This is a genomic window from Sphingobacterium sp. UBA1897 (assembly GCF_002337775.1).
GTDB classification, from domain to species: domain Bacteria; phylum Bacteroidota; class Bacteroidia; order Sphingobacteriales; family Sphingobacteriaceae; genus Sphingobacterium; species Sphingobacterium siyangense.
On the sequence record NZ_DDGR01000034.1, the window covers coordinates 44,390 to 66,584 of the forward strand.

Annotated in this window: 14 protein-coding genes; 11 read left to right on the forward strand and 3 right to left on the reverse strand. The window is 40.2% G+C overall.

What is annotated here, in order from left to right; genetic code table 11:
- Positions 1-5: 5 nt before the first annotated feature.
- From B4N43_RS22855 to B4N43_RS22870, 4 genes are all read left to right on the forward strand, one after another.
- Complete coding sequence (locus tag B4N43_RS22855) at positions 6-2,066, forward strand: RagB/SusD family nutrient uptake outer membrane protein (protein ID WP_286736411.1); 2,061 nt, start codon at positions 6-8, stop codon at positions 2,064-2,066.
- A gap of 78 nt (positions 2,067-2,144) precedes the next feature.
- The gene (locus B4N43_RS22860; protein WP_286736413.1) at positions 2,145-3,038 is read left to right on the forward strand and encodes a DUF1735 domain-containing protein; all 894 of its coding nucleotides are present in this window, start codon (positions 2,145-2,147) and stop codon (positions 3,036-3,038) included.
- Positions 3,039-3,123: 85 nt separating this feature from the next.
- Positions 3,124-4,326: a BACON domain-containing protein gene (locus tag B4N43_RS22865; RefSeq protein ID WP_286736415.1), complete on the forward strand. Its 1,203-nt coding sequence runs from the start codon at positions 3,124-3,126 to the stop codon at positions 4,324-4,326.
- A 101-nt stretch (positions 4,327-4,427) separates the two neighbouring features.
- Positions 4,428-6,443: a calcineurin-like phosphoesterase family protein gene (locus tag B4N43_RS22870; RefSeq protein ID WP_286736416.1), complete on the forward strand. Its 2,016-nt coding sequence runs from the start codon at positions 4,428-4,430 to the stop codon at positions 6,441-6,443.
- A gap of 114 nt (positions 6,444-6,557) precedes the next feature.
- Here the strand turns inward: B4N43_RS22870 and B4N43_RS22875 are convergent, their stop codons facing one another.
- A complete protein-coding gene (locus B4N43_RS22875) occupies positions 6,558-7,253 on the reverse strand; it encodes a hypothetical protein (protein WP_286736418.1) in 696 nt (231 codons plus the stop codon).
- A gap of 373 nt (positions 7,254-7,626) precedes the next feature.
- Here B4N43_RS22875 and B4N43_RS22880 point away from each other — a divergent pair, with 373 nt between their 5' ends.
- Positions 7,627-9,471 (forward strand): DNA polymerase III subunit gamma/tau, encoded by a 1,845-nt coding sequence (locus tag B4N43_RS22880; protein ID WP_286736420.1) that lies wholly within the window; start codon positions 7,627-7,629, stop codon positions 9,469-9,471.
- Between the two features lie 77 nt (positions 9,472-9,548).
- The gene (rlmB, locus tag B4N43_RS22885; protein WP_046672182.1) at positions 9,549-10,337 is read left to right on the forward strand and encodes a 23S rRNA (guanosine(2251)-2'-O)-methyltransferase RlmB; all 789 of its coding nucleotides are present in this window, start codon (positions 9,549-9,551) and stop codon (positions 10,335-10,337) included.
- Positions 10,338-10,396: 59 nt separating this feature from the next.
- On the opposite strand, the gene B4N43_RS22890 is transcribed toward rlmB, so the two are convergent.
- The gene (locus B4N43_RS22890) at positions 10,397-12,163 is read right to left on the reverse strand and encodes an AMP-dependent synthetase/ligase (protein WP_286736422.1); all 1,767 of its coding nucleotides are present in this window, start codon (positions 12,161-12,163) and stop codon (positions 10,397-10,399) included.
- Positions 12,164-12,340: 177 nt separating this feature from the next.
- Positions 12,341-14,218: a DEAD/DEAH box helicase gene (locus B4N43_RS22895; protein WP_075991675.1), complete on the reverse strand. Its 1,878-nt coding sequence runs from the start codon at positions 14,216-14,218 to the stop codon at positions 12,341-12,343.
- A 263-nt stretch (positions 14,219-14,481) separates the two neighbouring features.
- Here B4N43_RS22895 and B4N43_RS22900 point away from each other — a divergent pair, with 263 nt between their 5' ends.
- From B4N43_RS22900 to B4N43_RS22920, 5 genes are all read left to right on the forward strand, one after another.
- Entirely contained in the window at positions 14,482-15,096 is a 615-nt protein-coding gene (locus tag B4N43_RS22900) for an RNA polymerase sigma factor (RefSeq protein WP_088160693.1), read from the forward strand.
- Between the two features lie 131 nt (positions 15,097-15,227).
- On the forward strand, positions 15,228-16,190 hold the full coding sequence (locus B4N43_RS22905; protein WP_088160694.1) for a FecR family protein: 963 nt from the start codon (positions 15,228-15,230) through the stop codon (positions 16,188-16,190).
- A gap of 163 nt (positions 16,191-16,353) precedes the next feature.
- Entirely contained in the window at positions 16,354-19,707 is a 3,354-nt protein-coding gene (locus tag B4N43_RS22910; RefSeq protein WP_286736425.1) for a TonB-dependent receptor, read from the forward strand.
- Positions 19,708-19,927: 220 nt separating this feature from the next.
- Positions 19,928-21,283 (forward strand): hypothetical protein, encoded by a 1,356-nt coding sequence (locus tag B4N43_RS22915; RefSeq protein ID WP_286736427.1) that lies wholly within the window; start codon positions 19,928-19,930, stop codon positions 21,281-21,283.
- A gap of 56 nt (positions 21,284-21,339) precedes the next feature.
- Positions 21,340-22,143: a hypothetical protein gene (locus B4N43_RS22920; RefSeq protein WP_088160697.1), complete on the forward strand. Its 804-nt coding sequence runs from the start codon at positions 21,340-21,342 to the stop codon at positions 22,141-22,143.
- The last annotated feature ends 52 nt before the right edge of the window (positions 22,144-22,195 follow it).

Sequence of the window (22,195 nt, forward strand, 5' to 3'; positions counted from 1 at the left end):
AAGACATGAAAACGTCAGTAATTATAAATAGAATAACCAAATCCGTCTTAGCCATACAGCTGTTGTTTATGGTGACATCTTGTAAAGATTATCTAAATATTGATCAGTACTTTGATGATGAGTTCAATATTGATTCGGCGTATACCAATACACGTTATATCGAAGCGTATATGTGGGGAGCCGCAGCAATGTTTCCTGACGAATCCAATACGATCAGATCCAATTATACACCCGGACCAATGGCGACGGATGAAGCTATAAATGGTCTTACAGGTACTGGAACGACCAATATTTACTATGGGATGGATTTTGTCACCGGAAATATTACGCCTGATTTTTATGGAGGCGGTGGTGGTACTCTTAATCAATGGGGAAAATACTACAAAATCATTCGTAAAGCTAATAATGTTTTAAAGAACCTCGATGTGCCAAGGGATATGAGCTACGCAGACCGTAACCGTATCGAAGGATATACACGTTTTATTAGAGCTTACGCATACTATAACCTCATTATAGATTTTGGCCCACCGATCTTGCTGGGAGATGAAGTTGTGAATACTAATGAGGATATTGCGTATTATGACCGGCCTCGGGCAACGTATGATGAGGCTATGGAATACATCTGTGGTGAATTTGAAAAGGCTGCAGTACAACTTCCCACTGATGTTAGTCTATTGGATTTCGGCAAACCGACAAAAGGAGCAGCATTTGCATTGATCGCCCGTTTGCGCTTGATCCATGCCAGTCCATTGTTTAATGGCGGACCGGTTGCCGCATCCTATTTTGGTAGCTGGATTCGCAAGACCGATGGTACACATTATGTGTCACAACAATACGATGAAAAACGTTGGGCAGTAGCCGCTGCCGCTGCTAAGCGTGTCATGGATATGGGCCGGTACAAATTACATACAGTGCCTGCGGACGAAAGAACGCCTACGCTTCCAGCTGGGGTAACGTCCGATCCAAACTTTTATGGAAGCTTTCCGAATGGGGCGGCTGATATTGATGCATTTAGATCATATTCTGATGTCTTTACCGGTGAGGCTGTCGCTTCAATCAATCCCGAATACATTTGGGGGCGTAATACAGAATATTTTAGAACGGATTTGAATCAGGGGGCATTCCCGCCAACTTTAGGAGGATGGGGACGTTTCTCGGTGACACAAAAAGTTGTAGATGCCTATCTGATGGATGACGGACGTACCAAAGAAGAAGCACGTGGCGATACGTATTTTGAGGCGGTGGCTGATCTTCCTGCGGGTAGTACTTTTGACGATTTATTTACGGCTCAACCGCGTAATTTTTCGGGTTACCCACTGAATGCAGGGATATTTAAGATGTATGCAAACCGGGAAATGCGTTTTTATGCTTCGATAGGTTTCAACGGTGCTGTGTGGCAGGCTTTGTCGAGTACAACGTTGAATACACATACGGCTAAATATTTTTACCAGGAACCTGATGGTCGAGGTGGTGTCTCGGCATCTTCACCTAACTATCCATTAACTGGTTATGTTATTAAGAAATGGGTAAACCCATTTGATGCTATCAGTGGTACCGGAGCCAGAATGATGCCCAAAGCATATCCTATTATCCGTTATGCAGAAATATTGTTATCCTACGCTGAAGCACTAAATAACCTTACTGGCAGCCATACAGTACAGCTTGGTGATAAAACCTATACCGTGAGCCGAGATGAAAGTGAAATAAAAGGTTCTTTTAATGCTGTTCGATACCGTGCGGGTTTACCAGGATTGTCCGCTGCGCAGCTTGCCAACAAGGCAGAGGTACAGAAGCAAATAGAACGTGAGCGTATGGTGGAGTTTCTATGGGAAAACAGACGCTTTTACGACGTACGCCGCTGGGGTAAATACGAAGAGACTGAACGCGAACCAATTCGTGGTATGAACCCCGATGGTGCGGACCGGGAATCTTTCTACAAGCGAGTTTCACCAGGTACATCGTCATTCCTGACAAGGCAGGTCGATAAAAAGTTGATTTGGGTGCCTATACCTCGTGCCGAAATGCGCAGATTACCATCATTGGATCAGAATCCGGGCTATAATTAGGATTAAGCATTAGAAAAGGAAAATATAACCGTCTTCCATAACCGTTTTGGTTTGTGGAAGACATTAAAATATTAAATTATGAAACGAAGTTTTATCGCTATACTGACAGCTTCGATGGCTTTAGTTGCCTGTAAGGACAACGAAGTATTCGAAAAGGAAATGTATAAAAATGAGGTAGCATTAATAAGTTCTGATTATCACAATACGTTTAAAGAAGTGGTTCGCTTGACCGGAGAAGAAGTAATTGGCTATGTAGCGGCATCTTCAGGAGGTACACATGCGCCTGATAAAGATCTTGTTATTGCACTGGAAGAGGATTCAGAACCTTTAGTAAAATACAATTTTGCTGTTTATGATAATTCGGAAGATCTGTATGCCAAATTACTTCCAAAAGAGAAGTATGAAATCATGGACAAAAAGATTGTGATCAAAGCAGGCGAGCTAACAGGCCGTACCATGGTTAAATTGCGACCAGATGGATTATCTCCGGACTCTACCTATTTTATTGGACTGAAAGCGACAGGTTCATCCGGTGTTGAAATCAATCCTAAGAAAAGCACCATGTTGTATCAGGTCATCATAGAGAATGAATATGCATCACAGGCCAAAAATACCATGTATTCAATGGTGGGGTTTGCCAATGGTTTGTCTACAGCGGCGAATAAACAGCTATTTCCATTAACCAGCAATAGCGTGCGGATGGTCGCCGGAAATGAAACCTTTATATCTAAAGTACCTAATATTGAGAAAAACTGTCTTACGTTGGAGATAGATGATTTTAATAACGTAAAGATAAAGCCTTACAAAGATATTCAGGTCGTACAATTGGACAATGACCCAATGTATCCGAATAAATTCAAAGTGGAAGAAGCATTTGGTATGCGCACAAATGTGTTTCTATTGTCCTATCAGTATACGATAGGCAATGTGACGACAATTATGAAGGAACGTGTTGAAATGCAGGTTAAATAAAATTATGGAATTCATGAATACGATTAATTATTACAAATTGGATATACTTCCAAAATCAATAGTTGTCTTTTGTCTTAGTTTGATAATGATACTAACATCCTGTAAAGACGATCTTGCGGTAGATGGTGCTTTTGCACTAAAAGATAATCCATCAAAATTGGCCGCTGCGGCTAATGGTGTATCTGAAACCTACACTGTTCAGGCGACTGGCAAATGGAAGGTTGAGCCCGTCCGAAAAGAAAACTGGCTTAAAATCGATCCAATGGAGGGGAATGGAAATGGCACATTTACCGTTACCGTCTACAAAAATACCGATCCCGAAGCGCGTGAACTGACTTTGTTTTTTACTTTAGACGGAAAGTTACAAAATAACGTGCTGAAGGTAGAACAGGCAGGAACCACAGATCAAGGACAGGTGAAAGATCCCTATTTAAAAATAGATGGCATATCCAACCGTTTGGAAGTTCTGGAAGATGGTATAACCGGGCAGTATATTCTCCGCGCTACGGGGAAATGGAAAGTCGCTTTGGAAGATGAATCTGAATGGGTGAAAGTTGCACCTATGGAAGGTGAGGGCGATACCCCAATAACAATCACGGTAAATAAAAATACCGACATTGAGCGTACAGCAAATCTATTGTTATTTTTAGACGACGTGCAACAGGCATCTCCGCTAACTGTATATCAGAAAGGCGTAAAATTGCAAGTAGAGGGCGATGTCGTTCTTCAGGAGGACTTTAACTGGCTGACCTATGGAAGCGAGATCTTTAATGCGACTTCAGGCGAAACCAGGATTGCTTTATGGAGCACTGATGAGTTGGCCAAAGGCTGGACCAGTACGATCAATACGACAGAAGGTGGCGGTAATTATGCATCGATTTATGCGCGACCAGGCTTTATTAAATTAGGGCGTACGAACTACGGCGGCGATCTAATTTCGCCGAAGCTGGCCAATGTACAGCGTACAAAAAATCTATTGGTTACCTTCAAAGCTGTACGATATGCCACTGGTGATCATTATCTACTCAACGTTGGTGTCAAAGGACCAGGAACGGTCAGCGTGAACCAATTTAATGTGATGAACGTTGCAACTCCTAATTCGAATTTAGAATCGTGCAGAGTTGCATGGCAAGCTCCGGAAGCGACCTATTCTTTTGTTGTTACGGGAGCTACTGCGGAGACTCAAATTTGGTTATTGGGTGGCGCTTTTGATCAGCGTGCTGGTAATTGGCCAGCTACCGTTAACCGTATTTTTGTCGACGATATCGTTGTTACCGTCGCTAAATAATAAACCTGGCCCATGCATACTTTCTCTTCAGAAAAATTGCATGGGCTATTTTTGTGCCCCCCGCTAAGTAATTGTTAATAGCCTTTAATCACCTATTTTTTATGAAAAAAAAAGAACAATATAACCGACGGGTCTTTATCCGAGCTACATTGGTAACCGGACTTGGCCTAACATTAAACTTATACAGCTGCACCAAAGCCTCAGCTATTCCTGAAAATAAGCCTGGCGAACCCGAACCGGGGAATGAAGATAATACATTACGGATAACCGGTGTGCTATTGTCCTCTCGGATAGAATCTTCCAAGGGGGGCGAATATACAATACAAGGAACAGGATTCAAGATGGGGGATCAGCTATATTTTGAATCACTGAATAAACTCGGTGTAATGGGGAAATTTACTGTCGCAAGCAAATCTGCTTCTGCAGATAATATTGTTTTTGTTTTCCCTACGGAATTGCCATCGGATAGTTATCGGATATCCGTAAAACGCGGAGCCCAGTCATTTTTGTTGGGATCAACCATTGTCAATTTATTTTTTAATGCGAATATCCCCGACAAAACAGGAATGACTGTAAAGGGTGTTGTTTACGCCAATGGTGTAGGTGTTGCCAATGTTGTGGTATCAGACGGCTTTGAAGTGACAATGACGGATGCAGCTGGTATATATTATTTACCTTCTTCCAAAAAAGGAAAATATGTGTTTATTTCCATACCGGGAAACTATGAAGTTGATTCAAACGTCAATGCGCCTCAATTCTTTCAACGCCTTTCGCAGCCGGCAAACATTGTTGAGATTAAAGATTTTGAGCTTAAGGCTGCAAATAATGAAAAACATGTGGTCATGGTGTTGGGAGATATGCATTTGGCTAAACGTACGGATGACCTGAATCAGTTTCAGAAAGGATTCCTGCCCGATGTTAATCAGTCAATACAAAACTATAAAAATGCGGGCAATAAAGTGTATGCGCTGACATTGGGAGATATGACTTGGGATGGGTATTGGTATACCAATAATTATGCACTGCCGCAGTATATTGTTGAAATGAATAAGATCAACGCGATGGTATTTAATACCATGGGCAATCATGATAACGATCCAAAGTTTTATGAGGATTGGGGAGCTGAAGATAAGTTCCGTGATGTATTGGGGCCGACTTATTATTCCTTCAATATCGGTAAGGTACATTACATTGTTTTAGATAATATTGAATATATTAATGCCGGTGATGCAAGGAACTATAATACAAAAATTGTCGCTGATCAGATTGAATGGCTCAAAAAAGATCTAGCAACCATTACGGATAAGGATACGCCGATTGTGATCGCCATGCATGCACATTTACATACCAATCCAAGTCTCAATACGAACGGTGCCGAAACGACAGGATATCGGATAAGCAATGCGCAGGATTTTGTGAACGCCTTGAATGGATTTAAAACCGTGCATGTGCTCACGGGACATACGCATATCAATTATAACGTGGAAACTGCTGCTACGCCGCATATCATGGAGCATAATACAGCTGCCATCTGTGCGACTTGGTGGTGGACCGGTAACGCGGGATATGCAGGCAATCATATTTGTAAGGATGGGGCTCCAGGAGGCTATGGAATATGGGCGATAGACGGAAGAGATTTAAAGTGGGGGTATAAGAGTATTGGTGAGCATGCTGATTATCAATTTAGGGCTTATGATCTTAATCAGGTGCATCTTACCAAAGATAAATATGCCCCAAATTTTAAGCCTACAAGTGATCTGAAATGGGAGAGTTATGCGGCGGAATATGCGAATCCCAATAACAACAATGAGGTATTGATCAATGTTTGGAACTACGATAAAAATTGGAAAGTCGAAGTGAGTGAAAATGGTCAACCGTTGACAGTCTCCCGTGTTCGTATGCGAGATCCATTGCATATTGTTTCCTATTCAGCACAGCGACTTAATCGAAATGCTACCCCCACCGAGGACTTTGTGAGCACTTTGACAGCGCACATGTTTAAAGTGAAGGCCTCTTCTCCCACCAGCACCTTGTTAATTAAAGTAACCGATCGTTTTGGTAAGGTTTATCAGGAAACTATGGTTAGACCCAAAGCTTTCGGATACCTGATGAAGTAGTATAGAACTAGATAAAAGCTCAGCCATCTGAAGGCTGAGCTTTATCTAAATCAAATCATTCCTATAAAGAATGATTTGATTTATCGAATATAAGATTTGGTAGCACGGCGTATATTAATACGTAATCTTAGGCTTACCATTTTCACAGATTACTCCTTTGGCTGGTTTGTCATTTTTATCTGGACAGTTCAAGCTTTTGTCTAGTACTCTTTTTGCATGATCCAAATGATTATATTGTTCTGCCATATTGCCAAACTCAGCAAAGTTTTCTTTGTCAGTATACAATATGGAGATAAATTCACAGTCTTTACGAAAAGGGGCGATATGCCATTTACTTGGGTCGGTACAGGGAATGTCATTGAAAAATGTGGTCATTTTAGGTAACAGTTCATCCAGCCGCTGGTTAATTTCAGGTAGTTCCAGATCCGTGGCACGGGCGACCTTGACCTTGTCGGCAATGCAGCGCAATCCAAAGTGGGGTGGAAGATAATTTTCAGCAGGACTCGTATTGTAAACAATAGGCCCTTTATATACTTTCTGCGCCCTTTCTTTAAGGTCTGCAGCTTCGGTAAGTAATTGATTATAGGCTTGCTCAAAGCTTGGATGTACCGGTACATAGGTGTAATAAAGCGTGTCAATACGACATTCCTTTAGATCATTGCAGGAAAGATGTTCTGTTAGTTTAACAGCTTGTTGGATTTTATCGTCTGCTAGACTCGTGAGTTCCTCATAACTGTCTTCTTTTTTGCAGCCTACAAATAAAAATGTACTAAATAAAAAAAAGTAAAATAGGTGTGTTAAGTGCTTCATAAATTTGGTTTTTGTAAGATTAACGAAAGCTATTAACTATCTGCTACACTCAAAGTATCCTAATGCAGGGATATATTGCTTGTTATTATCAATAATTAATAAAGTTGTTTTCGAATAGTCTTTAGTTCGCCGAAATTAACATTTAAAAATGACTTAGTCTAAAACACTTTAGTGTAGTATTCTTGCTAGCCATAGCCATACGCCTTGTTTTGATACAATGTGCAGGTAGGCAAGGGAGTCTATATTTACTTTGTACAGGGATGTCTTTTTTTATGCCAGAAAATGAGATAATACCGCAAAATTTTCGCACTCCACTGCCGCTACAAATTAATGTTACGTAGAAAAATAATATTAAAATTCGTATCTTCGTGCAATGGATAATTTTATTGTTTCTGCACGTAAATACCGCCCGATTACCTTTGATTCGGTTGTAGGTCAGCAACACATTACAGGTACCTTAAAAAATGCGATCCACAACAATCAATTGGCGCAGGCATTTTTATTTTGCGGGCCGCGTGGTGTTGGTAAAACTACTTGTGCCCGTATTTTGGCCAAAACAATAAATTGTGAACAGATTTTACCGGGAACTGAGCCTTGTGGCGAATGTGATAGCTGTAAATCTTTTCAAAATGGCAATTCTTTCAGTATCCATGAACTCGATGCAGCATCTAACAACTCTGTAGATGATATCCGTAATCTCATTGATCAGGTCCGTATACCACCACAGGCAGGAAAATATAAGATCTATATTATTGATGAGGTGCATATGCTCTCGCAGGCCGCTTTCAATGCATTTTTGAAAACATTGGAAGAGCCACCGTCCTATGCAATTTTTATCCTGGCCACAACGGAGAAACATAAGATTTTACCGACGATTCTCTCCCGTTGTCAGATTTTTGATTTCAATCGAATCAAAGTGGAGGACATGGCAAGTCATCTTGCGAGAATAGCTGATCGGGAGGCCATAGCGTATGATCAGGATGGTTTGCATATCATTGCCCAAAAGGCCGATGGTGGCCTTCGGGATGCCTTGTCGATGTTCGATCAGATCGTCAGTTTTTCCAATAAAAATGTCACCTATCAAGCTGTAATCGATAATTTGAATATCTTGGATTACGATTATTATTTTAAGCTAACGGATGCTATTTTAACGGAGGATGCAGCACAAACTTTATTGATTTTCAATGAGATTTTAAATCACGGGTTTGATGGCAGTCATTTCATAGCAGGTCTGTCAGCTCATTTTAGAAATTTGCTGGTTGCCAAAGAGCCAAGTACGCTAAAATTATTGGAAGTCAGTGATAGTATTCGTCAAAAGTATCTGCAGCAGTCCCAAAAAGCTTCTCCAGGATTTTTGTTATCTGCATTGAATATTTCCAATCAATGTGAGATCAACTATAAGACAAGTAAAAATCAACGCCTGCAAGTTGAACTTTCACTCCTCAAGACATGTCATATCGCAAGTGCGATTAAATTGAGCCAGCTTGGATCCGTACAGATTCCTTCGGCAACCGAGGGCGTAAAAAAAAAACTTCCTGAGCCAGTAGTTGGACAAGCGCAACAAACCTCGGTAGTCCCTACTCCGCAAGCGACTTCTCCAGCGAATGCTCCTGTCGTTGAAAATCCTGTGACACCGCGTTCGCAAGCTAACCCCGTAAATTATCAGGCTTCCGAGACTAAGGAAGAGGTGAAAAAAGATCCTATTTCCAACGTGCCTCCTAAAGTAAAAAAAGGCGGATGGGGAGCATCTACTGCAGCAATTATTCCGTCTTTGCCGGATTTGAATACCATATACGATAACAATGCGGTTGCCAAAGAAGGTGATGAGCCAGAATTAATACGTGGAAGCGAACAACGTGATGTTTCATTCGGTCAATTTATTGCTGTTTGGAACAGTTATGCTGAACAGCTGAAAGCGGAAAACAAGATTAACTTGTATACCATGATGACGGCTATGCAACCGCGGTTAAATGGGGTATTGATTGAAATTGATGTCGAAAATGGTGTTCAGATGGATGTATTGCAAAGTGCAAAGGTTGATGTGCTGAACTACTTACGTGTGAAACTCCAGAATTTTTCGCTGGATCTGCAGGGGGTGATGATGGAACATACGATTTCACGCAAACCCTATACTTCCCAGGAGAAGTATCAAGCAATGGTCAACAAAAACCCGCTTTTAGATACTTTGCGGAAGGAGTTTAACTTGGGGCTAAGCTAATTCAAACACGCTAGTTGTTTTTTATTTTTGTACATTTGCAAACTCTTCCATGAAGAGGGAAATATTTAGTATTTATTATGCAAGGAAATTTTCAGAGACGTGATCGCGACCACGGGGAAAGACGTGAAGTGAATCAGATGGTATTTGGTATTCGTGCTGTCATCGAAGCAATCGATAGTGGTAAAGAGATCGAGTCATTATTTATACAACGCGGTTTGAGCGGCAGTTTGATTCTAGAATTGAAAGCCTTGTTAAAGGAACATAATATCGCTTCTCAACAGGTGCCAATTGAAAAATTAAACCGCATAACACGTAAAAATCATCAAGGTGTAATTGCGGTTATTTCTCCAATTACCTATCATGATATAGAAGAACTTCTCCCTCAGATTTATGAAAAAGGTGAAACTCCTTTACTTCTGATGTTGGATGGAGTGACAGATGTGCGCAATTTGGGTGCTATTGCACGTACAGCGGAATGTTCTGGAGTACATGCCATCATTGTCCCTAAAAAGGGCTCAGCTGAGGTTAACCCTGATGCCATTAAAACATCTGCTGGAGCACTTTATAAAATCCCTGTCTGTCGCCATGATAGCTTGTCCAAAGTTGGTAAATTTTTGATTGATTCAGGTGTGCAGTTAGTTGCCAGTACAGAAAAAACAACCTCGAGCATTTACGATGTGGATTATACAGCTCCAACCTGTGTAATTATGGGGGCAGAGGACGTTGGTGTTTCCAATGACCTAATTCGTATTGCCGACCACCTGGCCAAGATACCAATGTACGGTGAAATAGGTTCGTTAAATGTATCTGTGTCGGCCGCAGTAGTGATCTATGAAGCGATTCGTCAACGGATTGTTAAAAAATAAAGAATATAATTTAGTTGATTACAAAAAGCCTTTGTTTTTGACAAAGGCTTTTTTGTAGACTAGTTTTGATAAATATCTTCAATCTCTTGTTCGTATTTTTGCAAGATAACTTTTCTTTTCATTTTTAACGTCGGTGTCAATTCACCGGTTTCAACGGTCATTTCGTCGGGAACTATGATGAACTTCTTGATCTGTTCCCAGCTGCCAAAATTTTGATTAATACGGTTGAGTTCCGATCCCATTTTCTGTTTCAGTTCTGGGCTATTTAGAAAATCTAGTCTAGAAAGATTGGCAAGGGCGGGAAAAGCACTTCTTGACCATTCTAGAAGATTATTATAGTTGGGAACAATCAACGCCGCAGGAAATTTGCGGCCTTCTCCAAGTACCATAGCCTGTTCGATAAATGAAGATTCGACCAGTTTAGATTCGATCTGCTGCGGAACGATATATTTTCCTCCAGAAGTCTTGAACATCTCTTTCTTTCGGTCTATAATTTTAAGAAATTTACCGTCTACCCATTGGCCAATGTCCCCAGTATAAAGCCAGCCATCCTTGATCGCTTCTGCTGTTGCCTCTGGATTTTTATAATAGCCAATCATATTATTCTCGCCTTTAGTCAATATTTCTCCATCGTTAGCAAGCTTTATTTCGATATTAATTAACGGTAAGCCTACAGTACCAATTTTCATACCTCGTTTATAGCAGTTTACAGCGATACATGGTCCCGCCTCAGTGAGGCCATAACCTTCATATATTGGAATCCCTGCTGCCATATACAGACGGATTAATCTTTCCTGTAAAGCAGCACTCCCGGAGGCAATCCCTTTGATGTCACCACCTAATGCTTCGCGCCATTTTGAAAAAACTAATTTACGGGCAATGTTCAGTTGAAAGTCATACCACCATGTACGTCCCTCCAGTTTGTATTGTTCGCCGACGCTCAAGGACCAGAAGAATAGCTTACGCTTGACTCCTGTTAATTGCTCTCCTGTAGCCATAATCTTCTCATAAACTTTCTCCAATACACGAGGTACAGCGGAAAAAATATGTGGTTTAACGGATTTAAAATCTTCACCTATCGTATCCATCGATTGAGCAAAGAAGATTGTCAAACCTTTGTACATATATACATATTGGAATACGCGTTCATAGGCATGACAAACTGGAAGAAAGGAGAGGGCACGATCACCTCGTTCGACAGGAAAGGAATATTCACTACTCAACGTATCTGCCAATAAATTTTTATGAGACAACATAACACCTTTGGGATTTCCTGTTGTGCCAGAGGTGTAAATGATGGACGCCAATGTATCGGTTTTTATACCATCACGTAGTTGGTTTAGCGTTTCATCTGTAATGATCTCGCCCTTGGAAACGAAGTCATGCCAATGGTTTAGACCATCCTCTTTGTCTAGACTGTAAATAGCATTTAGTTGCGGACAATTATCTTGTATCGTTAATATCTTTGTGTATAGTGTCTTTGAACTAACAATACACTTCCTGATTTCGGCATGATTGAAGATATACGTGTAATCTAAGGTTGAAATATTAGGGTAGATGGCGACTACTACAGCTCCAATTTGTTGAATGGCAAAATCAAGGATATTCCACTCGATGCGGTTCTCACTAATTAATGCTACTTTCTCTCCAGGCTGAACGCCTAATGCGATCAAACCTTTAGATGTCTCGTTGATCTGTTCAATAAATTGAGTATTGCTTACTTGTACCCATTCGTTATCTTTTCTGAAAGAAAACATTGGGAAATCCGGGGCAATACTATATTGCAGGTATGTTAAATCAAATAATCTTGTTGCTACTATTGGCATGTTAGAAGTCCAGTTCGTATAATACAGCTAATTTACGCTTTTTTATAGAGACTATTATATTGGCAGGAGATATTAGTGCCTGTACTGTTAGGAGGGGAAATAAAAGAAAAGACTCTGGCATCTCAAGCTGATCGCTTTTGTACCAGGGTCTTTAACTCTTATGCTAAGTACTAATGATTAGTATTTGCTTTTTGATTCTTTACGTTTTCCAGAGAAATCACGGAAGCCGCCGCCATTGCTGCTACGCTCGCCACGATCACGACGCTCACCACTGAATCCGCCTTCACGTCTTCCGCTGCGTTCGCCGCCACCATATCCACCTTCACGTCTTCCACCGCGATCACCACCACGGTATCCACCTTCACGTCTTCCGCCACGATCACCACCACGGCTTCTTCCGCCACGGTCGCTACGACCTTCACCTCTTGCTTCACCAGATACTTCGATACGTACTTGACGACCGTTGTAATCTACACCTTGGAATCCTTGGAATACTTTTTCTACTTCTGCATCTTGAACTTCGAAGAATGTGAACACGCCTTTCAAATCAATTTTACCGATTGATTTTCCTGAAATATTCGCATTGTTACAGATGAAGCCCAACATATCTCCACGAGAGAATTCGTCTACTGAACCTAAATTCATAAATAAACGCGTGTAGCCTTTTGAACCTTCACGTGAACGACCATCACGTCTATCACCGCGGTCTTCACGACCACCGTCACGCGCTTCGATATTTAAATCAGGTGCATTTTTGTAATAATCCAAGAAACGGTTGAACTCAAGAGAAGCGAATCTTTTGATGATATCTTCTTTTGAAAGTGACTCCAAATTTTCCATAATTGCAGGCAAGAATGGGCTGATTTGTTCGTCGTTTACTTCAACATTTTCAATCTTTTTAACGATAGAAAATAATTGTTTTTCGCAAACTTCAGCACCTTGAGGTACTTGTTTTTTCTCAAAAGGCTTACCGATGATCTTTTCAAGATGACGGATTTTGCTTAGTTCTTTTACGTTTACCAAAGAAAGTGAAATACCAGTTTTACCTGCACGGGCTGTACGGCCTGAACGGTGTGTATAGTTTTCTGTTTCATCAGGTAAAGAGAAGTTAATAACGTGAGTTACATCACTTACATCAATACCACGAGCGGCTACGTCTGTTGCGATCAACAATTGTAAACTACGGTCACGGTAACGTTTCATTACTTTATCACGTTGTTGTTGGGATAAATCACCATGTAATGAATCTGCATTGTAACCATCTTTAATCAACGCTTCAGCGATATCCTGTGTTTCGATTTTTGTACGACAAAATACGATACCAAAGATATCAGGGTTTGAATCCACAATACGTTTGAACGCAGCATATTTATCTTTTGCTTTGATCAAATAATAGTGGTGTTCAATGTTGGCATTACCGGTGTTTTTTGTACCTACAGTAAGCTCAACTGGATCGGTCATATAATTCTTTGCGATACGACGTACCTCAGAAGGCATTGTCGCCGAAAATAACCAAGTTTTTTTCTCGTCAGGAGTTTCTGACAAAATGTTGTTGATGTCTTCTTTGAAGCCCATATTGAGCATCTCATCCGCTTCATCCAATACAACATATTTTACATTTGAAAAATCAATCGCATTTCTGCCGATGATATCCAACATACGACCTGGGGTCGCTACTACAATTTGCACTCCACGTCTAATTTGACGTAGCTGGTCTGAGATATTTGCACCTCCATATACAGCAACAACATGTACGTTGTCAACGTATTTAGCAAATTTTTCTAAATCTTTTGAGATTTGTAAACATAATTCCCGAGTAGGGCAAAGGATTAATGCCTGTGGGTGTTTTTGAGAAAAGTCTAATTGCTCTAATAATGGAAGACCAAATGCCGCGGTCTTTCCTGTGCCAGTTTGGGCTAATCCGACAAAATCGTCGTTACCAGTCAATAAAACAGGAATGGCTTTTTCCTGAATTTCAGAAGGTTTTTCGAAACCTAATTCTGAGATGGCATTAACAACTTCCTCACGGATTCCCAGTTCTAAAAATGGGTTCATGAAATATTTTATACAATAGGCACTATTGCCTAAGGCGTTGCAAAGGTAAGAATAATATTGGAATAAACAAATAATTTAAATAATTGATTTTTAAGGGAATCTGATTCTTTTATACCAGGTGATAATAAATTGAGCGCTGTTATATAGATTTAGCTCACTTTGAAAAGTATTATTTCGAATGTGAAACTATTTTATATACCTACAGTTTCTTTATTCATTTATTAATAGAAACTTAATATCTCAACCTTAATTTTGGTATTAGCATGAATCAAGGACCAGTTGTACATCAGCGTTGGCTACAAGCTATTAAAGAGTTTAACGATACTTCTGCTTATGAGGAATTGTATCGCTATTGCTGGAAAGATCTTTATCAGCACGCTGCCCGTCGGATCCTAGACCGACAGGATGTGGAGGATATTCTACAGGAGCTGTTTGTCCAATTTTGGGAAAGGCGGCATACAATCGACATCCAAATGAATCTTCCAGCCTATTTGAAAGGGATGCTCAAATATAAAATTATAGATTTCTTTAATTCCAATAAAGCCAAAGACAGATTGTTGGAACACTGGAGTAAACATATATTCGACTATGTGCAGCAGCATCCAGAGGATCTCAATACGTATTTAGCCCTTGAGAAGTTGTTGGAGGAAGAGCTGGAAATTATGCCACAGAATATGCGGCAAGCGCTTTTATTGAAATGGGAACATTTATCCATTCGAGAGATAGCCATGCGTATGGGGCTGTCTGAGCAAACGGTCAAAAATAATCTTACGGAAGCATCCAAACGATTACGGAAAGCTATTTTGGGCTATCAACATGTTCAAAACGGTAGTTTTAGCCTTCTTTTGGTCTTTATTATAGACGAGCTCGCTAAGTAGCTTACCCACCTTGCCATATTCCTATTTTCTGAACTTTGATCCTTTAACAATTCTTTCATACAACATTAACTATTTCTTGAAGTACTTTGAGGCTTTTTTGCGGACTTGTATATAAACAGCAGGCATAAAAAGTGAAAAGAAGAATTTTTGAATCCTTAATCTATAGATACCAGCATAATAATGCGAACAAGGCTGAGAGGTCCCTGATTGATCGCTGGTATGATACGCTTGATCGGGAAGAACTTTCTGAAGGGGAGGTAGATGAGGTTCGATTATGGAATAATATACAGCAACGTATTGGAAGTACTGCGTCTAAAAAATCAGTGGGTCGGAGCATAATCTACTGGAGCGGAACGGTTGCAGCAAGTCTACTGTTATGTGTTAGCGTTTTATTTTGGACAAAACAGCATGATCTGAATTTCTCCCAAAGAGAAGCGAATTTAAAACCCGGTTACCGGATTTTTGAAACAGGGGCCTCACAACGTAAGCGGATATTTTTGGCCGACGGATCAACCGTTATAATGAACGCATATTCCAAAATTAAATTGGATACCGTCTCTTACAATAGGCGTGATCGAGTTGTGGAGCTTATGGCTGGAGAGGCCTATTTTGAGATCAAGAAAGATTCCTCAAAAGCTTTTGTGGTGAATGCCCGACAAATACAGACAAGGGTGCTGGGGACCTCCTTTACCGTGAAAAACTATGCGGAATTGGATGAGATATCGGTGTCCGTATTTACAGGTAAAGTGCAGGTTACTGCCAATAGCAATCCGCTGGGTGTGCTGACCCGCGGCGAACAGATCCGTTATACCAAAAATAACCACAATAGCCAGCAGGAGACTTTTGATCTGACGACACGGAATAGCTGGATTGAGGGAAGAGTTTATCTTAAGCAAAGCAGTTTTGCAGAATTGGCACTGGCGGTCAAAAGTATCTATGATGTGGATATTAAAACTGACGATCAGCGGATTGCCCAACAACGGTATAGTATGCCGATATCAAAGCAGCTGTCCTGGACGGCAACCCTGGAAAGTATCAAAGCAATTCATCACAACAAATCAAGGAAGGAGGGCAGGATAGTGCATATTTACTAATTCGGGAATAAAAAAAGAGAGCTGACGACGGCCATCGTCAACTCTGCATCATGTACCATTTGGAGATGGTATAGATAACATATACAACAACTTAAGAGATATTATATACGCATACAAATTTATGAAATTTAAGCAATACGTTACGCAAAACGATATTAAGTTTATGATAAGGACATCGTTGGTAGGTCTATTTCTTTCGATCGTGTCGGCCGAAATGCTCTTAGCTTCGGGCGCATACGGGCAGTTACTCAATAAAAAGATTACAGTTTCTTTTAGTGAATCTAATATTCCGGCGGCTTTCGAACGTTTGGAATCCCAAAATATACATATCGCTTTCGATGCAGCGAAATATAATCTGGCAAAGAAAAAGGTAAATGCCAAAATTTTTAAAAGTAATAGTGTCCGCGATGTCATGCGTTATCTGCTCAGGGAGACTGACCTAATGGCTCAAGACAACAGTGTCTATATTACATTGGTCGAAAAACCGGTACAGCAGAATGGGTATATTTCAGGTAAAGTTATTGATGATCGCGGTCAGCCTTTGGCTAATGCCAGCATCAAACTGATCGGTACCAATAAATCAACACAGAGCGGTATCGATGGGAGCTATCTTTTGAATGCTGAACCGGGAACCTACATATTGGAAGTCAGTTACCTCTCTTACCAGACCCAACGTATTGAAGGGGTCAAAATACAGTCCGGACAACGGACAGGGTTAAACATTGCCATGAAGACGCAGGTAAATGCGCTAGAGACGGCAGTTGTCAATGTATCGTTTAAAAAAGCTTCCGTAGCCGGTCTTTATGCGGCGCAAAAAAACGCAGCGTCGGTGACGGACGGAATATCCGCCGAACAGATCGCACGTACACCGGACAATGATATGGGGCAGGTTTTAAAACGTGTTACCGGATTGACCACTGTTAATAACCGGAACGTCATTGTGCGGGGGATGTCCGACCGCTACAATCAGGCCATGTTGGACGGTGTGGTGATTCCGAGTACTTCGCAGAATAGACGGGATTTTTCCTTTGATATTATACCGACAGAAATGGTGAGCTCGGTGGTGGTCAATAAAACGGCAACACCGGATGTATCCGCTGAATTTTCTGGCGGACAGGTTTCGGTAAATACATTGAATATTCCGGAGAAGAATTTTACGACAATACAATATGGGATAGGTGGTAATTCCCGCACAACTGGCAAAGACTTTTATCGGCTGGGGGAGCGGAAAGCATCGGAATTTTTTGGTTTTAATCATTCTTCTTCAAAACAACCTGAGGGGATATTGCCTTGGTATTGGAATGGTGAAGCCCGACGTCTGGATGCCCCCCCTGGGTATGTACTGGACGATCCAAAGTTAAATGAAGAATTTTTAATGCCGGGTTCAGATGTCAAGTATAATGACATTGATGCAATATCCCAATCTAAACAGGTCAATGCAGACGCTATGAAACTATATCGTTATAAAGCCAATCCCAACCAAAATTTTCGGTTTGCATTGGGGCGACGATATAATCTTTCAAATGGATTATTGTTTGGTTTCTCTGCTTCTGCGAATATTCGAAATGAACAAAATATTGTAGCCTTCAATAATGTGAGAGGATCCGCTATTAATGGAGCACACTATATTGACAGTACAGGAGTCGGTTTAAATGGAGCGGGTACTTCTTATCGTTTTAATAGTAGTAGTGGGTTAGTTGCGAATTTTGGGTTACAAGGGCAGGATTTTAAGCTCGCATTCAAAAATATATATGCCCGTACTTATAACAACTCCTATAATGAAAATATTCGAGCGGCCTTTGCAGACCTAAGTAATGCTCCAACAAAAAATCAGTATCAGCTGCCTGAAGCAATGTCTTTACAACAGCATCAATTAAGCGGCGAATATAAATTGCCTTGGAAAATTAAAGCGGAAGGCATGTTTGCCTATAATAAAATCAAACAACAGATTTTAGATGAGCGGAAATTGAGATATAGATTGACTACTGTATTCGATGATCAACATCTATTTCAGACTCCAAATTTGTTAAATCTTTCAGGATGGTCAAATTCATCTGTGCTGGGAAAAGATTCCCGTATGTGGACACAGATCAATGAGGATGATTATAATTGGGCAATGGCATTTTCCCGCATTTTTGGAGAAGGACGATCTGTCAGTACTTTGGTTAAAGTTGGTTATCAGGGCTGGTCTAAGAAGCGAGATTTATCCATATTTCGTTTGTTGCCCTTTACGCGTTCCTATATGCCTAATGATCCGTCAACCGCAGCGCCTGCTATCGAAGCGCCTTATGATGTGTTGTTTTCGTCGGAAAATATTGGCAACGGCATTGGTCAGGCTTATTATTATCCCGAGCTTATTGGCGGAAATGTATATGACGGAAGTATGCAATCGCACGCAGGATATTTTATGTTGGATCAGAAATTATGGAATAAATTGCGCTTGGTGTATGGTGTTCGTGCTGAATATTATAACCTAAAAAATCGTCAGGACGAAATGTTTAGAAAACAGAATGGTGATCCGAATGATGACAAAAATAAATTTATAGCATATAAATTGCTTGTGCGTGAAAATAATTGGAAATTTTTACCATCCATTAATGCCACTTATAGTGTTACTAATACCTTTAATGTTCGAGGTAGCTATTCAAAAACTGCCATCCGTCCAGATTTTCGAGAAACAGGTTTTTTTGGATTTTATGACTTTGAACTGGATGCGATTATTTCAGGGGATAATGTGGAATCGACCTTTATTGATAATGTAGATCTGCGGTTGGAATGGTACCCAAGTCCGGGAGAAATTATATCATTAACGGGATTTTATAAATATCTGGATAAACCCATTGAACTGGTCGAAGATGAATCATTTACGGGTGGGGCCTATTATGTCTTTAATAATATGGAATCTGCTAAAAATAATGGGTTAGAATTTGAAATTCGTAAAAATTTAAGTTTTATAGGTGATAAAGATTGGTTAACAAATTTTTTTATCTCAGCGAATGCAACGCTTTTAAGCTCCAAAGTAAATGTATTGAGTTCGTGGAAGTATAAGATTGTTGACGGAAAGGAGTTGCCTGAGCGGATTAAAGATCGTTCTCCCGGTCAGGATCGTCCTTTGATCGGTCAATCACCATGGTTGTTGAATTTGGGAATTGGCTATTGGGGAAATTCATTCGGAACGACGGTTAGTTATAACCATAGAGGATACAGAACGAATATTACTTCCATTGATCCCAATAGAGTGGAATATGAATTAGCGCCTAAGCAACTGGACCTGCAGATATATAAACGTTTTCTCAACAATAAATTAGAAGCTAAGTTGAATATGGCGAACCTATTAGATGATTGGACTCGCTATTATCAGAATACAGAGGGATACAGTGTCGGAAATGAAAATGGAATTTATACAATCAAAAAATTTAAAGGGGACAATAGATACAATAAAGCTGATGGGGATATTATAACCTATCGAAAAAAAGATGGAAGAAGATTTAATCTTTCATTGACATACAATTTTTAATAAGATAAAACTATCTGCGCGAGGCAGTTTCATATCACTCCTCAATAATGTACATAAGTTCCGGGTTTGTCCAAGTCGCACAACAGGGAAGTAAAATAGAAAAATACAGAAAACGGGTGATTGAAAACAACTATGCAACCTTATGAAATGCTATCCCATAGGGATGCATAGTCTAAAAAATGATCTTGTGATGGCAAAGCTAGTAATTATTTAACACAAAATGAAAAAAATCTTAACAGTAGCAAGCGTATGCGCAATCGCATTAGCTTCTTGTAACAAAGACAACGTAGGACCTAATTCAGATTTGAATGCTGGTTTGCCAAACAAACCTCAGGCAACGATCCCAACAGATGCTGCCGGTATTATTACTAAAACTACGCTTTCTGCAGATACCGTATGGAAAATTGATGGAGTTGCTTTCGTAAAACCGGGTGCGACATTGACAATTCAAGCGGGTACTTACATTACTTCTGGTAATACTAAAGCCTACACTGATAATGTCTCTGGAAAAACACACGATATTAAGGGAGTATTAGTTGTTCCAAAAACAGCGAAATTGATCGCTAATGGTACTGCTGCATCGCCTATCGTGTTTACTTCTCCGAATGCATCTGGATCCCGCAATCCTGGCGATTTCGGTGGATTGATCATATTGGGATCAGCAACAACAAACCAGCCTGCGACAACAAAAATCGAAGGATTACCGCAACCAATAGGAACAGATGTATCTTATGGTGGTTCTAGTCCAGCAGACAATTCAGGTTCATTGAAATATGTGCGTATTGAATTTGCCGGTTACAACTTGAACGATAACAATGAAATCAATGGATTAACGCTAGGTGGTGTTGGTAGCGGAACTACCCTAGAAAACATTCAAGTATCCTGGGGTAAAGATGATGGCTTCGAATTCTTCGGAGGTACTGTAAATGCGAAGTACTTGGTTGCATTATCGAATGACGATGATGACTTTGATTTCGATCATGGATACACTGGAACAATTCAATATGCCTTATCATTAAAGGATCCTAATTCAACAAATAGCACATCAAGCGGTAGCTCGGATTCAAACGGTTTGGAGTCGGATAACGAAGGTACAGCACCATATGCAGCGACACCTAAGACTCGTCCGGTATTGAAAAATTTCACATTCTTGGGTATTAAAGATGCTAGTGTAGCTACGACTAAGCTGAAATTTGGTAACCGTTGGAGAAGAGCTTCACAGTATGATATTCAAAATTCGATTATCGCAGGTTATGCCACAGGTGCTGCATTTCAGGATGGTGCAACAGGTACTTTTACAGGTAATGTTGTACATGCGTATACAGCAGCTTTCAGTGGTGCAACACCAGCTGGAAATCAAACAAATGTTTCAACAGATGCAACGACATATTTGAATTTAGCAGGAGCTGGAAATATTTTTTATCCAACAACATCTACATTTAATCCTGCTTTTTTAAGACCATTGTCAACTTCACCTGCATATGGTGATGGAAGTACAACTTATAAAGGTGCATTCCATCCGACAACTGCTCCTTGGACTGCAAACTGGACTCAATTTGCTCCAAAAACTTATTAATATTGATTATTTAATTGAGTGAGCCATGCAATGGCTCACTTCTTTATCCTTTATAGATGATTAAAAATTTATTTCTCTGTTTTATAGCCCTTTGGATTGGATCCCTATTGTCTTCCTGTCAAAAAGGTGAACCTATTGTAGAAACTGAAGAATTGGCCCGGATTGCTTTTAGATCCTATAGCACTGCGTCGGTGGATGTAAAAAGAGTAACGATAGATGGAAAAGTTGCTAATCCAAACGATGCTAATTTTATTTTTATACGAAATAAAGATGCCGATTCTTCATCGGTCGTTGCATATAATAGTAATGATCAGGTCGTCCTAGAGCAACGGCTTCCGCTCAAATCAGGATTAAATACCTTTGGTGTACATAGTAAAAGTCCCATTGATCCGTCACTCGTTGTTGGGCCAAATCCCTTGGGAGATGATGTTGAATCGATTCCGGGTGTGAGGCAAGTAAAGATCTTAAATTATAATAAAACAATTTCACCTAATGGTGAGCCAATTCGATTGGCGGTTTATCAAGGTAAGCCTGTCTATGATGAAAGTTGGGGAATGGATATGGTCAAGTATGACGAAAATCCAATCCTGATTACCGACTTGATATCAGATAAAATTCCCGAAGAATTTATCAAAATACCGATTGACGCTACTTTTGTGCCAAAGGCGCAAGTATTAGATAAGGATTTAAAACCGATCCTTATAGATGGACAAAAAGTCTTTTTGTTTTTTAATTTTTCGGTAGATATCGGTATTGTATATCTCCCTCAAAAAGAATCCGATGCATATTTTGATGTTGATGCATTCTCAGAAATTGGAGGGATAGGCTATGGTTTGGATAATATCTGGCTACAGAAATAAAACTCATTACAAAACAAGCACAGATACCCGTCAACACTTACATCAATGGTAA